This is a genomic window from Rhodobacter maris (assembly GCF_900217815.1).
GTDB classification, from domain to species: Bacteria; Pseudomonadota; Alphaproteobacteria; order Rhodobacterales; family Rhodobacteraceae; genus Rhodobacter; species Rhodobacter maris.
Genome location: NZ_OBMT01000001.1, coordinates 557,763 through 573,534, shown reverse-complemented (window position 1 = coordinate 573,534; position 15,772 = coordinate 557,763). Strand labels below are relative to the sequence as shown.

Annotated in this window: 11 protein-coding genes; 7 read left to right on the top strand and 4 right to left on the bottom strand. The window is 64.1% G+C overall.

The window, feature by feature from the left end:
* The first annotated feature begins 255 nt into the window (after positions 1 to 255).
* The 7 genes from CRO22_RS02715 (at position 256) to CRO22_RS02685 (ending at position 10,819) form a co-directional block, all read left to right on the top strand.
* The gene (locus CRO22_RS02715; RefSeq protein ID WP_097068548.1) at positions 256 to 1,623 is read left to right on the top strand and encodes a CmpA/NrtA family ABC transporter substrate-binding protein; all 1,368 of its coding nucleotides are present in this window, start codon (positions 256 to 258) and stop codon (positions 1,621 to 1,623) included.
* A 71-nt stretch (positions 1,624 to 1,694) separates the two neighbouring features.
* Entirely contained in the window at positions 1,695 to 2,780 is a 1,086-nt protein-coding gene (locus tag CRO22_RS02710; protein ID WP_097068547.1) for an ABC transporter permease, read from the top strand.
* A 5-nt stretch (positions 2,781 to 2,785) separates the two neighbouring features.
* Positions 2,786 to 4,441 (top strand): ABC transporter ATP-binding protein, encoded by a 1,656-nt coding sequence (locus tag CRO22_RS02705; RefSeq protein ID WP_097068546.1) that lies wholly within the window; start codon positions 2,786 to 2,788, stop codon positions 4,439 to 4,441.
* Positions 4,438 to 5,370, top strand: coding sequence for a GAF domain-containing protein (locus CRO22_RS02700; protein WP_245860857.1), 933 nt, complete (start codon positions 4,438 to 4,440; stop codon positions 5,368 to 5,370). Before CRO22_RS02705 ends, CRO22_RS02700 begins: the two co-directional genes overlap by 4 nt.
* A 10-nt stretch (positions 5,371 to 5,380) precedes the next feature.
* Positions 5,381 to 7,819 (top strand): nitrite reductase large subunit NirB, encoded by a 2,439-nt coding sequence (nirB, locus tag CRO22_RS02695; RefSeq protein ID WP_097068544.1) that lies wholly within the window; start codon positions 5,381 to 5,383, stop codon positions 7,817 to 7,819.
* A complete protein-coding gene (nirD, locus tag CRO22_RS02690; protein WP_097068543.1) occupies positions 7,816 to 8,148 on the top strand; it encodes a nitrite reductase small subunit NirD in 333 nt (110 codons plus the stop codon). The genes nirB and nirD overlap by 4 nt, the downstream gene beginning before the upstream one ends.
* Positions 8,149 to 8,161: 13 nt before the next feature.
* A complete protein-coding gene (locus CRO22_RS02685) occupies positions 8,162 to 10,819 on the top strand; it encodes a nitrate reductase (protein ID WP_097068542.1) in 2,658 nt (885 codons plus the stop codon).
* A 462-nt stretch (positions 10,820 to 11,281) separates the two neighbouring features.
* Here CRO22_RS02685 and CRO22_RS02680 read toward each other — a convergent pair whose 3' ends face one another.
* From CRO22_RS02680 to CRO22_RS02665, 4 genes are all read right to left on the bottom strand, one after another.
* A complete protein-coding gene (locus CRO22_RS02680; protein ID WP_097068541.1) occupies positions 11,282 to 13,438 on the bottom strand; it encodes a putative bifunctional diguanylate cyclase/phosphodiesterase in 2,157 nt (718 codons plus the stop codon).
* Complete coding sequence (locus CRO22_RS02675) at positions 13,438 to 13,833, bottom strand: SET domain-containing protein-lysine N-methyltransferase (protein ID WP_097068540.1); 396 nt, start codon at positions 13,831 to 13,833, stop codon at positions 13,438 to 13,440. The genes CRO22_RS02680 and CRO22_RS02675 overlap by 1 nt, the downstream gene beginning before the upstream one ends.
* Positions 13,834 to 13,868: 35 nt before the next feature.
* Positions 13,869 to 14,195 carry a hypothetical protein gene (locus CRO22_RS02670; RefSeq protein WP_097068539.1) on the bottom strand — a complete coding sequence of 109 codons (327 nt, stop codon included), beginning with the start codon at positions 14,193 to 14,195 and terminating at the stop codon, positions 13,869 to 13,871.
* 392 nt (positions 14,196 to 14,587) lie between these two features.
* Positions 14,588 to 15,625 carry an aldo/keto reductase gene (locus tag CRO22_RS02665; RefSeq protein WP_097068538.1) on the bottom strand — a complete coding sequence of 346 codons (1,038 nt, stop codon included), beginning with the start codon at positions 15,623 to 15,625 and terminating at the stop codon, positions 14,588 to 14,590.
* Positions 15,626 to 15,772: the final 147 nt, after the last annotated feature.

Here is a 15,772-nt window from a genome sequence, read left to right as displayed (position 1 = left end):
ACGCAGCCGCAGAAAACGCAGCCTGCGCGGGCGCAGAATGGTTCGGCACGCTTGACCCTGCGGCGGTCGGTCGCGCATTTTATGAATATCGGAGCAAGGGCGTTCCGAACCTCGACATTCCGCCCCGCATCGCGGCGGGGCTCAGGACAAAGCCGTCCGACCTGATCGCTTCTCTTCCACCTCCCCGGAAGACGCGTGTTAGGTCGGGCGGCTTTTTCGTTTTCGGCGCATGCAGATGCAACAGGGACAGAACCGATGAAAAAGCTCCTGGCCGTGATGGCCGCCACGACCTTCCTCGCCAGCCCCGCCTTCGCGGAGATGCTGGATCTCGAGAAGGACGAACTCACGCTCGGCTTCATCAAGCTCACCGATATGGCGCCGCTCGCCATCGCTTATGAAAAGGGCTTTTTCGAAGACGAGGGGCTTTACGTCACGCTTGAACCGCAGGCGAACTGGAAGGTGCTCCTTGATCGTGTGATCTCGGGCGAGCTTGACGGCGCGCATATGCTGGCGGGCCAGCCGCTCGCCGCCACCATCGGCTATGGCACCGAGGCGCATATCGTCACGCCCTTCTCGATGGATCTCAACGGCAACGGCATCACCGTCTCGAACGCGATCTGGGAAGAGATGAAGGCCAATGTGCCCGTGGGCGCCGATGGCAAACCTGCGCATCCGATCTCGGCGGCCGCGCTCAAGCCGGTGGTCGAAAAATACCGCGCCGAGGGCAAGCCCTTCAACATGGGCATGGTGTTCCCGGTCTCGACCCACAATTACGAGCTGCGCTACTGGCTCGCCGCGGGCGGCATCAACCCCGGCCTTTATGCGCCCGACGACGTCTCCGGCCAGATCGGCGCCGAGGTTCTGCTCTCTGTCACCCCGCCGCCGCAGATGCCCGCCACGCTCGAGGCCGGCACGATCTACGGCTATTGCGTGGGCGAGCCGTGGAACCAGCAGGCGGTGGTGAAGGGCATCGGCGTGCCGGTGGTGACCGATTACGAGATCTGGAAGAACAACCCGGAAAAAGTGTTCGGCCTGACTGAGAAATTCGTCGAGGAGAACCCCAACACCACGCTCGCGCTGACCAAGGCGCTGATCCGCGCGGCGATCTGGCTCGATGCCGACAACAACGCCAACCGCGCCGAGGCGGTGGAGATCCTGTCGCGACCCGAATATGTGGGCGCCGATGCGGCGGTGATCGCCAATTCGATGACCGGCACGTTTGAATATGAAGCGGGCGACAAGCGCGAGGTGCCCGATTTCAACGTGTTCTTCCGCTACAACGCGACCTATCCCTTCTACTCGGATGCGATCTGGTATCTCACCCAGATGCGCCGCTGGGGCCAGATTGCAGAAGCCCACCCGGACACCTGGTATGACGAGACCGCGAAATCGGTCTACAAGCCCGCGATCTACCTCGACGCCGCGAAGATGCTGGTTGAGGAAGGCAATGCCAATGAGGCCGACTTCCCCTGGGACAGCGATGGCTACAAGGCGCCCACGCCGGGCGCGGATGTGATCGACGGCATCGGCTACGACGGCCGCCACCCCAACGCCTATATCGACAGCCTGCCCTTCGGGCTGAAGGGCGACCAGCACCTCGTCGGCAACAAGATCGAGGGCTGATCCGCCCCGGCGGAGGGTGCCCCCCCTCCGCCATTTTTCGCCCGGACCGAGCCAGCTCCCAGAGGACCGCCATGACCGCGATTGACCCCGAAACCCTCGCCCAAAGCGCCGCCCGCGCCGAGCGCCGCGCCGTGTTTCATGCCCGCATCACCCGTGCCGATGGCTGGTTCAAGGTGCTGGGCCTCGCCTGGCTGACGCCGATGCTGCGCATTGCGGCGGGCGATGACCCGAAAGCGCAGGGCCGCGAGATCTGGCAACTGCTCGGCGTGCCGCTGCTTGCGATTGCGCTTTTCCTTGGCGCCTGGGCCGCGCTCGCGCCCAAGGTCCAAACCTCGCTTGGCGCCATCCCCGGCCCGGCGCAGGTTTGGGATCAGGTCGGCGTGCTCTGGGCTGACCATCAGCGCGAGGCGCAAAAGGCCGCTGACTTTTACTCCCGGCAAGACGCGCGCAACGCCAAGCTCATTGCCGAGGGCAAGGCCGACAAGGTCAAGAGCCGCGATTACACTGGCAAACCCACTTACCCGTTGCAGATCTGGACCTCGATCAAGACCGTGTTCTTCGGCTTTCTGATCGGCACCGTGATCGCCGTGCCGCTGGGCATCATGGCGGGGCTTTCCAAAACCGCCAATGCGGCGATGAACCCGCTGATCCAGATCTTCAAGCCGGTCTCCCCGCTCGCGTGGCTGCCGATTGTCACCATGGTCGTCTCCGCGCTCTACACCACGACCGACGGGATGTTCTCGAAAAGCTTCCTGATCTCGGCCATCACCGTCACGCTCTGCTCGCTCTGGCCCACAATCATCAACACCGCCCTTGGCGTTGCCTCGATCGACCGCGATCTCGTCAACGTCTCCAAAGTGCTGAAAATGAGCACCTGGACCAAGATCACCAAGCTCGTGCTGCCCTCGGCGCTGCCGCTCATCTTCACCGGGTTGCGCCTTTCGCTCGGCGTGGGCTGGATGGTGTTGATTGCCGCCGAGATGCTGGCGCAAAACCCCGGCCTTGGCAAATTCGTCTGGGACGAATTCCAGAACGGCTCCTCGGACAGCCTCGCGCGGATCATGGTGGCGGTGTTCACCATCGGCATCATCGGCTTCGTGCTTGATCGGATGATGTTCGCAATCCAGTCGCTTTTCACCTTCTCGAACAATCGGTGAGGGCCATGGCGATCTTAGAGTTTTCCAACGTCTCCAAAAGCTTCGGCACCACGCCCGTGTTGTGCAATATCGACCTGAGCGTGCAGGAAGGCGAGTTTCTGGTGCTTCTGGGCTTTTCGGGCACCGGCAAGACCACGCTGATCAACCTGATGGCCGGGCTCGAGATGCCGACCGAAGGGGAGGTCCGCTTCAAGGGCGCCCCCATCACCGGCCCCGGCCCCGAGCGCGGCGTGATCTTCCAGAACTACTCGCTGATGCCCTGGCTGACAGTGAGCGAAAACGTGGCGCTCGCAGTCGACACGATCTTCCCCGGCCTGCCGCGCAACGAGCGCGCCGAAAAGGTGGCGCATTTCGTCAAGATGGTTGGCCTCAGCCATGCCGCCTTGCGTCGCCCGGCCGAGCTTTCGGGCGGCATGCGCCAGCGGGTGAACGTGGCGCGCGCGCTCGCCATGAACCCCGAGGTGCTGCTGCTCGACGAGCCGCTCTCGGCGCTCGATGCGCTCACCCGCGCCAATCTGGCGGATGAAATCGAGCATATCTGGGAGGCCGACCGCAAAACCTGCGTGCTGATCACCAATGATGTGGATGAAGCGATCGTGCTCGCCGACCGGATCATTGCGCTCAATCCCGATGGCTCGCTCGGCCAAAGCTTCGAGGTGAAGATCCCCCGTCCGCGCGACCGGGGCGCGATGAACCATGATGCCGCCTTCAAGCGCCTGCGCGCCGATGTGACCACCTATCTGATGGATGTCGGCATTTCGGCCAAACGCGAGGGCGCGCGGCAGTTGCCCGACGTGGTGCCGCTCCATGCGCTGCCCAAGGCGGTGTCCGAGGCGGCGCGTTCGGCGCTGGAAGATCGCTATCTGGACTACTCCCGGCTGCACAAAGTCTACCCGACGCCGAAAGGCCCGCTCACCGTGGTGGAAAATTTTGATCTGACGCTAAAAAAGGGCGAATTCGTCTCTCTCATCGGCCATTCGGGCTGCGGCAAATCTACCGTGCTCACGATGACCGCGGGGCTCACCGATGTCTCGCTCGGCGGTATCAAGCTCGACGGCTTCGAGGTGAAGGGCGCAGACCCGGAACGCGCCGTGGTGTTCCAGTCACCCTCGCTCTTCCCCTGGCTTTCGGCGCGCGAAAACGTCGCCGTGGGGGTGGACAAGGTCTACCCGAAGGCGAGCCGCGCCGAGCGGCAGGACGTGGTCGATTACTACCTCGAGCGCGTCGGCCTTGCCGATGCGATGGACCGCCCCGCTAGCGAAATGTCGAACGGCATGCGCCAGCGCGTCGGCATTGCCCGCGCCTTCGCGCTCTCGCCCAAACTGCTGCTCCTCGACGAACCCTTCGGCATGCTCGACAGCCTCACTCGCTGGGAGCTGCAGGAGGTGCTGATGGAGGTCTGGTCGCGCACCAAGGTCACCGCCGTCTGCGTCACCCATGATGTGGACGAGGCGATCCTGCTCGCCGACCGGGTGGTGATGATGACGAACGGGCCGCGCGCCACAATCGGGCGCGTGATGAAGGTGGATCTGCCGCGCCCGCGCACCCGCAAGGCCCTGCTCGAACACCCCGATTACTACCTCTACCGCGAGCAGGTGCTCAACTTCCTTGAAGAATATGAAAAGGGCCACAAGCCCGCAAAAACGTCGGAGGCCGCATGATGGACACCGCAAACGCTCTTTCTCCCCGCAGTTTCATCACCGTCAGCGAGGTTTGGGTGCCCGAGGGCGACCGGCTCGTGCTGGCCGAGGGCAGTTATGGCGCGCTGGGCGCGTTCGAGCAGACCTCGATGCAGACGAGCTTCGGTTATGGCGAAGGCCTGCCCGGCAAGGCCTGGGCCGAGGCCCGCCCGGTGGTGTTCAAGGGCTTTGACCCGGTGTCGTTCAAGCGCAAGGAGGCGGCGCAGGAGGCGGGCCTCACCGCGGCAGTGGCGCTGCCGGTCTTTGCCGGAGACAGGTTGAATGCCGTGCTCGTCGTCCTTTGCGGCGAGGATGAAACCACCACGGGTGCGATCGAGGTCTGGGCTGAGCGCGATGGGCTTCTGATGCTCGACGACGGCTATTACGGTGCGGCCAAACATTTCGAATGGGTCAGCCAGCACACGCATTTCCCGAAAGGGCAGGGGCTTCCGGGCGGGGTCTGGGCGGCGCAAACGCCGATGCTGTTTCGTGACCTTGGTTCGGGTTACCGCTTCATCCGCTCAGAAAGCGCGGGAGCGGCGGGGCTGACGACCGGGCTCGGCCTGCCGGTGCCGGTGCCGGGCGGGCAAACCTATGTGGCGACGCTGCTTTCGGCACGCGGAACCCCCATTGCGCGCCGCTTCGAGATCTGGGACGCGCGCGAGGCGCGGCTCGGCAAGGACGGTGGCGCAGTGCTGATCGACGGCATCTGTGAGCGCGAAGGCCCGCTCTGGAGTGAAGACAATCCCCGCCGCGCACAGATCTGGCAAGGGCCGATCGGGCAGGTGCTGGGCTCGGGCGTGCCCGTCGTCTCCTCGGGGGAGACGATCGCGGCAGGCTATTCCACCATGGTCGCCCTGCCGATCCATCGCGGCGAAGAGATCGCCCATGTCGTCGCCTGGTATGTGTGAGGAGGCCCGGATGAAAAAGCTGGTCGTAATCGGGGCGGGCATGGCCTCCGGGCGGATGCTCGAACATCTGTTCGAGGTGGCGCCGGGAGAATGGGACGTCACCCTTTTCAATGCGGAGCCACGTGGCAATTACAACCGCATCATGCTCTCGCCGGTGCTTTCGGGCGAGAAAAGCTTTGAGGAAATCGTCACCCATGATGCGGGCTGGTATGAGGCCCATGGCGTCACCTGTCGCTTTGGCGAACGGGTGGTGAGCATCGACACCGCCCGCAAGGAAGTGACGGGCGAAAAGGGCGCGGTGGCCTATGACAAGCTCGTCATCGCCACCGGCTCGGAGCCCTTCATGATCCCGCTGCCGGGGCGCGATCTGGAGGGCGTGATCGCTTACCGCGACCTTGAGGATACCAACCGGATGATCGAGGCCGCGGCGCCCGGCGCGCGCGCCGTGGTGATCGGCGGCGGACTCTTGGGCCTTGAGGCGGCGGCGGGCATGCGGCTGCGCGGCATGGAGGTGACGGTCGTTCACCTGATGGGGCATCTGATGGAGCGGCAGCTGGATCCGGCCGCGGGCTATCTGCTGCGCCGGGCGCTGGTGGACCGTGGCATCGAAGTGCTCTGTTCGGCCAATTCCAAAGAGATTCTGGGCGAAAACGGCAAGGTCCGGGCGCTGAGGCTGGATGACGGCACCGAACTTCCCTGTGACCTCCTTGTGATGGCCGTGGGCATCCGCCCGGCCTCCGCCCTGGGGCGCGCGGCGGGCCTCGCGGTCGGGCGCGGCATTCAGGTCGATGCGCAGATGCGCAGCTCGAACCCCGATGTGCTCGCGCTTGGGGAATGCATCGAGTTCGAGGGCCAGCTCTTCGGCCTCGTCGCGCCGCTTTACGATCAGGCCAAGGTTGCCGCCGCAACGCTCTCGGGCGAAAGCGCGAGCTTCACGCCGCGCGAGGTCTCGACCAAGCTCAAGGTCACCGGCTGCGATCTCTTCTCGGCGGGCGACTTTGCCGAAGGCCCGGAGCGCGAGGATATCGTGTTCCGCGACCCGGCGCGCGGCGTTTACAAGCGCCTCGTGCTGGAGGGAAACCGCCTGATTGGCGCGGTGCTTTATGGCGATGTGGCGGATGGCAACTGGTTCTTTGGCCTGATCAAGGACGCAACCGATGTCTCCGAGATGCGCGAGACGCTGATCTTTGGCCCGGCCTTTCAGGGGGGCGCGCCCGCGGACCCTATGGCGGCCGTTGCAGCCTTACCGGCTGACGCAGAGATCTGCGGCTGCAACGGCGTGTGCAAGGGCGCCATCGTCACGGCGATCCAGAATGGCGCCACCACGCTCGATGCGATCAAGGCCACCACCAAGGCCAGCGCCTCATGCGGCAATTGCGCCGGGCTGGTCGAGCAGGTGCTGGCCGTGACCTTGGGGGATGCCTTCGTTGCCCCCACCGCGCGGCCCATGTGCGGCTGCACCGAGCATCCGCATGAGGATGTGCGCCGCCTGATCAAGGCGAAGGCGCTCAAATCCATGCCTGCGGTGATGCAGGAGCTTGGCTGGAAAACGCCAAACGGCTGCCACAGCTGCCGCCCGGCGCTGAACTATTACCTGCTCGCCGATTGGCCGCTGGAGTATAAAGACGACCCGCAAAGCCGTTTTGTGAACGAGCGCAACCACGCCAATATTCAGAAAGACGGCACTTATAGCGTGATGCCGCGGATGTGGGGCGGCATGACCACGCCCGATGAATTGCTGGCCATCGCCGCGGCGGCAAAGAAATACAACGCCACCGTAAAGGTGACCGGCGGGCAGCGGATCGACCTTTTGGGCATCAAAAAAGAAGACCTGCCCCATATCTGGGCCGATCTGAATGCAGCAGGGATGGTCTCGGGTCACGCCTATAGCAAGGGGCTGCGCACGGTAAAAACCTGCGTCGGCACCGACTGGTGCCGCTTTGGCACGCAAGACAGCACCGGCCTTGGCATCAAGCTCGAAAAGCGGCTCTGGGGCTCGTGGACGCCGCATAAGTTCAAGCTCGCCGTCACCGGTTGCCCGCGCAACTGCGCCGAGGCCACCTGCAAGGATCTGGGCGTGATCTGCGTCGAGAGCGGCTATGAGATCGGCGTCGGCGGGGCGGCCGGGATGGAGCTGAAAGAGACCGAGCCGCTCGCCAAAGTCGCCAGCGAGGAGGAGGTGATCGACATCACCGTGGCGTTCGTGCAGCTTTACCGCGAGAGCGCGAACTACCTTGACCGGCCCTACAAGTGGATCGCCAAGACCGGCGGGCTCGGCTGGATCCGCGCGCAGGTGGTGGACGACCTCGAAAACCGCGCTTGCCTGATCGCGCGCTTCGATCTCTCGCAATCCATCTATCAAAAAGACCCCTGGGCCGAGCGCGCCACGCCGGACTATCAGCGCGCCTGGTCGCCGCTTGCCGATCTGACGAAGGAGGCCGCCGAATGAGCTTTGTCGATATCGGAGCGCTCGAAGACATCCCCGCGCAGGGCGCGCGCGTCGTGCGCACCAAACTGGGCTGCGTTGCGGTGTTTCGCACCGCCGATGACCGGGTGTTCGCGCTTGCAGATCGCTGCGCGCACAAGGGCGGCCCGCTCTCGGAGGGGATCGTGCATGGCCACAAGGTCACCTGCCCGCTGCACAACTGGGTGTTCAGCCTCGAAACCGGGCAGGCGCAGGGGGCGGACACTGGGCAGGTGCAGACCTTTGCGGCAAAGGTCGAGGCCGGGCGGGTTCTGCTCGATGCCGCACAGATGAAGACAGAAAGCGCGGCGTGAGAGGGCGAGAGCGATGAGCACGGGCGAAGAGGCGCAGGAGAGCGCAGCAGGGGCGATCCGCACCACCTGCCCCTATTGCGGCGTCGGCTGCGGCGTGCTGGCCCGGCCCGATGGCGCGGGCGGGCTTGAGATCCGGGGCGACAAGGCGCATCCGGCAAACGCGGGGCGGCTCTGTTCCAAGGGCTCGGCTTTGGGCGAGACGGTCGGGCTTGAAGACCGCCTGCTTGCGCCACAGATTGGCGGGCAGGAGGCAAGCTGGGACGCGGCGCTTGATCTGGTGGCCGGCAAATTCCGCGCCGCCATTGCCGAGCATGGGCCCGATGCGGTGGCCTTCTATGTCTCGGGGCAGCTTTTGACCGAGGATTACTATGTCGCCAACAAGCTGATGAAAGGCTTCATCGGCTCAGGCAATATCGACACCAATTCAAGACTTTGCATGGCATCTTCGGTGGCCGGGCACCGCCGCGCCTTTGGCACGGACACGGTGCCCGGGCTTTACGAGGATTTCGAGGAAGCCGAGGTGATCGTGCTTGTGGGCTCGAACCTCGCCTGGTGCCATCCGGTGCTTTACCAGCGCATCGCCGCGGCCAGATCCGCCAACCCCGACCTGCGCGTGGTGGTGGTCGACCCGCGCCGCACCGCGACCTGCGACCTTGCCGATCTGCACCTTGCCATTGCGCCGGGGGCGGATGCCGCGCTTTTCAACGGGCTCTTGGCCGAGATCGCCGCGCAAGGTGCGGTGAACCGGGACTATGTCTCGGCCCATGTGAGCGGGTTTGATGCGGCGCTGGAGGCGGCCCGCGCCTCCGACATCGCCCTGACCGGCCTCTCGGCGGCAGAGCTTGCAGATTTCACCCGGCTCTGGATCAGCGCCGAGAAGGTCGTCACCGTCTATTCGCAAGGCGTGAACCAGTCTTCCTCCGGCACCGACAAGGTCAACGCGATCCTCAACTGCCACCTTGCCACCGGGCGCATCGGCCGCCCCGGCATGGGGCCTTTTTCGGTCACCGGCCAGCCCAATGCGATGGGCGGGCGCGAGGTGGGCGGGCTTGCCAATATGCTCGCCTGCCATCTCGACATCGAAAACCCCGATCATCGCGCTGCGGTGCAGGGGTTCTGGGCCAGCCCCACCATGGCACCGGGGCCGGGGCTGAAAGCCGTGGACATGTTCCGCGCCGTGGAGGCCGGGCAGATCAAGGCGCTCTGGATCATCTGCACCAATCCCGCCGTCTCGATGCCCGAGGCAGACCGGGTGCGGGCTGCGATCGCGGGCTGCGATTTCGTCGTCGTCTCCGATCTCACCGCGCAAACCGACACGGCGCAACTGGCCCATGTGGTGCTGCCCGCCACCGGCTGGGGCGAGAAGGATGGCACGGTGACCAACTCGGAACGCTGCATCTCGCGCCAGCGCGCGGCGCTGCCCGCGCCGGGGCAGGCGCGGGCCGACTGGCAGATTTTGTGCGACGTGGCGGCCCGCATGGGGTGGGGCGACCAGTTCAGCTACAAGACCCCGGCCGAGATCTTTCGCGAATATGCCGCGCTTTCCGGGCTTGCGGGGATCCTCGGGCGGGATTTTGATATTTCTGATTTCGCCACGATTTCCGAGGAGGACTATGACACCCTCGCCCCCTTCGTCTGGCCGCAATCGGGGGCGAAGCGGGGGGGGCGCTTCTTTGCCGAGGGGCATTTCTACACCTCGGACCGCAAGGCGCGCATGCTCGCCATCACCCCCCGGATGCCGCAATCAGTGCTCAACGCCGCCACGCCCTTCCGGCTCAACACCGGGCGGGTGCGCGATCATTGGCACACGATGACCCGCACCGCAAAGTCGCCCCGCCTCAGCGCACACATGGGCGAGCCTTATCTTGAAATTCACCCCGAGGATGTCGCGCGCCTTGGCCTTGCGCCTGCCCATCTGGCGGAAGTTTCGAATGCGCATGGACGGGTAATCCTGCGGGTGCTCGAAAGTTCGCGCGTACCGCCCGGCACCGTCTTTGCGCCGATGCACTGGAGCGCGCAAACTGCCGCGGCGGGGCGCGTCGATGCGCTGGTGACGGCCGATGTCGACCCGGTGTCGGGCCAGCCCGAAAGCAAGGGAGCGGCGGTGCGGATCGTCCCGTTCGAGGTGGGCTGGTTTGGCTTCGCGGTGAGTGTAAAAGACGTTTATCCCGGCTGCGACTACTGGGCCAAGGCGCGCAGCAAGGCAGGCTGGCGCATTGAACTCGCGGGGCGTGAGACCCCCGGCAACTGGGAAGCTTTCGCAGCGGATCTGTTTGGCCTGCCCGGGGCAACGAGGATCACGATGATCGACGCCGCGCGCGGCCTTGCCCGCGTGGCCCTCTTGCAGGAGGGGCGCGTCGCCGCTGCACTGTTCGTTGCTTGTGAACCTGTTGCCGTGTCACGCGGGCATGTGGCAGCCCTGATCGGCGCATGCGATCAGCCCGCGCTTCTGGCCGGGCGCGCGGGGGCCGACCGCCCCGACCCCGGCGCCACGATCTGCGCCTGTTTCGATGTGGGCGTGAACACGATCCTCACGGCGATTGCCGCGCAGCGACTCACTTCGGTCGAGGCGATTGGTGAGGCGCTTCAGGCGGGCACCAACTGTGGCTCCTGTCGCCCCGAACTTGCCGCGCTGCTCGCGCAGGCCCGCAGTGGCCTGGCCGCGGAATGATCCTCACCCCCTAAGCCCTAAATCCACGCGCTTGAGATTGCGGGGTTTGCCGAGGCCTTGCGCGCCATATCGCGGCTCTGGCCGGGGGCGGCGGCGTTGATCGCGCGCGATGGCGTTGCCGATCTGCCGCTTTAGAATTTCTCCCTGCGCGCGAGAGCTTTTGCGGTTGCGCGAGGTTCTGGGCCTGCGCTCGGCATCGATACCGGGCTTCAGGCCATGAACCCGGCGGATTAGCCCGCGGCCGTAAAAGGCGCTTTCCATCCGCCTCACCGGGAGTTGCGGCTCGATGCCTCGCGCTTTTCGGGCATGCGGCGATGACGATGAGCAAAGGGGGCGGTGGGGAATTCGAACATCTTCCCTCGACGATATCATCGCGCCTGCGGAGGCCGATCCGCAATAAGCCCCCGGCAGATGCGCCGGGAACGTGCCGTTTGATGAAAGGCCTGTTCCCTGCGGGCGCGCCTAAATCGCGCTGGCCCGCGCGGAAGGGTCGCGTTTTTGAAGATGGGTGTCCAGCGGTTCGGGCCGCCCGAAGTGATACCCTTGCAGGAAATCTGCCCCGGCCATGGCCAGGCGTGTGGCGTCGAGTTCGGTTTCGACCCCCTCCGCGACGATCGTGAGTTCCATCGCCCGCGCCAACCCGATGATCGATCGGATCATGCGCAGCCCGTGCTGCCCCCCTTCGATGGAGCGTACGAAGGAGCGATCGATCTTCAGGGTGTCAAAGGGGATCCGCATCAGATAGCCGATCGAGGCGAAGCCGGTTCCGAAATCGTCGAGCGCCAGAGTGAACCCGTTCGCGCTCAGCGCAATGAGTTCCTGAGAGATCGTCGCGTCGTCGCGCAGCACGATCTGCTCTGTCACTTCAACCTCGATCTGTCCGGGCTCGATGCCATGGGTCAGCACCATTTCCGTGAACTTCTGGGAAAATCCGTTACTCATCAATTGCATGGGAGAAACATTGATGTTGATGCGCGCGCCCTCGAACCGCTGCATGTCCTTGCAGACCAGGTCCAGCAGAACCCAGCCCAGCGGCATGATCAAGCCGCTCGCTTCGGCGACCTTGATGAACCGATCTGGCGCAATGCGCCCCATCTCGGGCGAGACCCAGCGCGCCAAGGCCTCGTAACGCACCGGTTGGGTCACGCTTCCAACGGGCACGATGGGCTGGTAGTACATCTCGAACCCGGTGCCATCGGCGAGCGCGCGGCGCAGCTCCCTTTCGATGCGCTTGTGATCGAGATCCTCGATTTCCATGCGTTTGTCGTAGCGCACGACGTCGAGGGTCTCGCTCAGTTTCGCGGAATACATCGCCCGGTCCGCGCGCCGCAGGAGTTCCTCATGGTCAAGCGTGCGATCTTCGTCGAACGCCAGGCCTTTCGACGCCTGAACCTCGAAACTGACCCCGTCGCAGATGATCGGCTCTGTCGACAGCGCCTCGAGTTCGCGACATTTGCGGTCCACGGTCTCTTCCAGCCCCTCGGCGCAAGCGATCACGACGAAGAACTCGTCTCCGCCGTAACGCGACACGAAGGTCGTGTCATCCATCATCGCATGCAGGCGAGACGCAAATTCCACCAAAAAGGCGTCGCCCCCCAGATGACCCACGGTGTCGTTGATGGTCTTGAACCGGACGAGATCGATGGTGATCACCGCGCAATGCAGGTCGCCTTCTGCGTGCAGCCGTTCCAGATGTTCGCGCATCGCGTAACGGTTTGGCAGCTGTGTCAGCGCGTCGATCCGGGCGCGGCTGAAGGAAATGGCCTCGCGTTCGATCAGCCCCTCTGCCTTGGAGCGCAACAGCAGGGCGGAGGAATAGGAAATCAGCACGAAAACGATGCTGATCCCGCCCATGATCGGGAACATTTTCCAAAACAGAAGGGTTCCGGGCTTTGGAGGCGTCCAGCTCAACCATCCCACCGGGTCACCATTCACACCCGTCAGCGGTATCGAGACCGAGCCGGCCGGAGGCTGCTCTGTCAGCACCTCAAGCCCGGCAATCGAGAGCTCGCGCTCCATATCTTGCAGCCGGCTCGCTTCGAGAAGCTTGCCGATCGTGGCGATGGCGACAGTCTTTCGATCGACTTGCGCCAGAAGCCCCGCATTTTCCGGCAGGAGATAGGAGGAGCTGAACATTACCGGCCGTCCATCCCGCATGCCGAAAAAATCGTAGGTCTCCCGGTGCGCGCTGTCGAGCCCGGGCACGACGGCGCGAAGCACCTCGAGCGTCGACGGCCTGAGAAAACCGGATTGCGGCGCTAGGCCCGCCCCGGACTGCCATGAAAGCGGTGCCGCAAAGGGTCCGTCAAAAATCTCGGCATATTGGAACACGTCGCCGCGCTCGGCCGTAATCCCGTAATTCGAGGCAAGCTGATCGATCGCGAGGGATTTCGCATCCAGATAGAGATCGGTCCAGTTATGATAGTCACTCGCGATGAGCGAGACTTCTTCCTGCATGCTCCGCAGGCGCCCCATGACGCGCTTGGTCGATTCCTCCACAGCATTGACGTCCATCGTATGCCGCACCGAAAGGAGCGACAGCCACAATACCGCCAGAACCGCGAGCAGAACCGAGGTCACGAGGACCACGATCTGGCTCGGGAGGGTATTGAGTTTCATCAGGCGGCGATCCTCATGGCACCGGAACGTTCCTGTTCAAAGGCAATAACACAAACCTCGGCATAATTGCAGGTCAGTTCTGTTCCTGCGGGCAGATCAAAGGCGGCAATCATCTCCTCGCCACAATCGATCAGGCTTGGCTGGTCGCTGTGGTTCATGAACATGTCGCCGTCATTGCCGAGGCGGAATGTCTCCAGATGCGGAATGTACTCGGCATGGCGCAAGACAGTTTCGACCGCCTCGGCGGGGAAATGTTCAAGGGCTGCAGCCGGGATGTCCACATCGAACATCGGATCAAACCTCCAGACCGTTTCGCCCGCGTGGATCGGCACTTTCGTGAAGACTCCCAAACCATGGATCGGGCTTTGTGCAACATAGTGTTTCACTAAGAGCATCGTGGGACCTCTTGGTTAATTTTTCGTTTACGTTTTCAGGCTTCGGCTTCCATGACGAGCACGGAGAACAGCGCGGCGCCGAGCCCGACGACCTGCCGCAGCGAAAGCGTCTCGCCAAAGAAGGCGACACCTACCGCGGTCAGCCCGAGGATCGTTGCGGAACTGTAGAGGACGGCGATCTGTGCGAGGTTCTGGGTCTGCATCAGCCAGACCCATCCCAGAGCCGTCAGGGCATAGAGCAGCGCACCACCCGCAAACCATGTCGTTGCAAAAGGAGAGGCGCGCAACGCTGCGGATTTGAGCGCGTAGTCTCCCAGGATGGTGAAAGCAACAATGCCCAGGAGGATAAAGTAGGATCGCATGGAACAGGATTCCCGATGTCGATGTCATTTTCAGATTACATGTTGAAAATGCAGCGCAATGTATTGTCGGGTCTTTAATGCCGAACGGCAAAAAACATCGCCTTTTAACCAAGTTTTCCGGGCGGGCTTTCCAAAACGGGCACGCTCCGCCACAAAGGGGGGTTGACGGCCGCGCATATGTGCCCCCGGAGGGATTCGACTCAGGGCCTTTGTAAGGGATCTGGACCGGGCGCAACGCGGTTCCGCTAGCCGAAAACGGCCGCCGTCGCGCTGGTGGCGCGCCACGACAGCGCGCCGCCCATCCCGGATGAACGCCGCAGCGTCACATGCCCGGCGGCTTCCGGCGTTTGCCAACCGCCCGCCCGAGCATGCGGGCGGGCGCTTCGCGCATTTCAGCGCTTTGACGTGGCGAAGGACGCGCGATACTGGGCCTGACGTTCGAGCATCCAGCCCGGGTATTCGGCCGGGAGATGCGTCACCGTATCAAGGGCCGCGAGGTCATCCGGCGAGAGATGCACTTCGGTGGCGCGGATATTGTCTTGCAGCTGCTCGACCCGTTTGGCGCCCACGATCACGGATGTCACCACCGGCTGATGCAGGAGCCAGGCAAGCGCCACCTGCGCCACGCTGCAGCCCCGGGCTGTGGCAATCTCGCGCATCACCGCGATCACGGCATCCCCACGGGCCAGATCGACGGGCGGGAAGTCGAAGCTGGTCCGGCGACCTTCGGTCGTGGACGTGGTGCCGGTGTATTTGCCCGAGAGGAACCCTCCCGCAAGCGGGCTCCAGACCATCAGCCCGATCCCTTCGCTTTGCAGCATCGGCACGATTTCGCGCTCGAGATCGCGGCCAACGAGCGTGTAATAGGCCTGCAACGACAGGATCGGCGCCAGCTCGCGCGCCTCGGCGATGCCCACCGCTTTGACGATCTGCCAGGCGGCCCAGTTCGACAGGCCGATATAGCGCACATGGCCTTGCCGCACGAGCGTGTCGAGCGCTTCGAGCGTTTCGGCGATCGGGGTGAGCGGATCGAAGCCGTGGATCTGGTAGAGGTCGATATGATCGAGCCCCAGCCGCCCGAGGCTCGCCTTCGCCTGGGCGAGGATATGCGCGCGCGAGGCGCCGCGCGCATTCGGCCCCTCGCCCATCGGGCCGAGCACTTTGGTGGCGATCACCACATCGTCGCGGGCAATGCCGAGATTGCGCAGCGCCTGCCCAAGGATCCGCTCGCTCTCGCCGCCCGCATAGACATTGGCGGTGTCGATGAAATTGATGCCCGAGTCGAGCGCGGTTTTGACCAGGCTGTCCGCCTCGTCCTGTCGCAATTGACCAATCTGGCCCCACATGCCGTCCGTGCCGCCGAAGGTCATCGTGCCGAGACAGAGTTCGGACACCAGAAGGCCGCTCGGACCGAGAGTGCGATAGCGCATGTTCTATTCCTTTGTGTCAGAGGCATGCCGGAGCACACAGGCGCCGGCATGAGGGAAGATAGGGCCGCCCCGCCTTCGGTCGCCACGCCGATCCTCGCGAATTCTTGCCCGATTCTCTCATTCCCGCAGATTGCGGGCTGCGCTGGC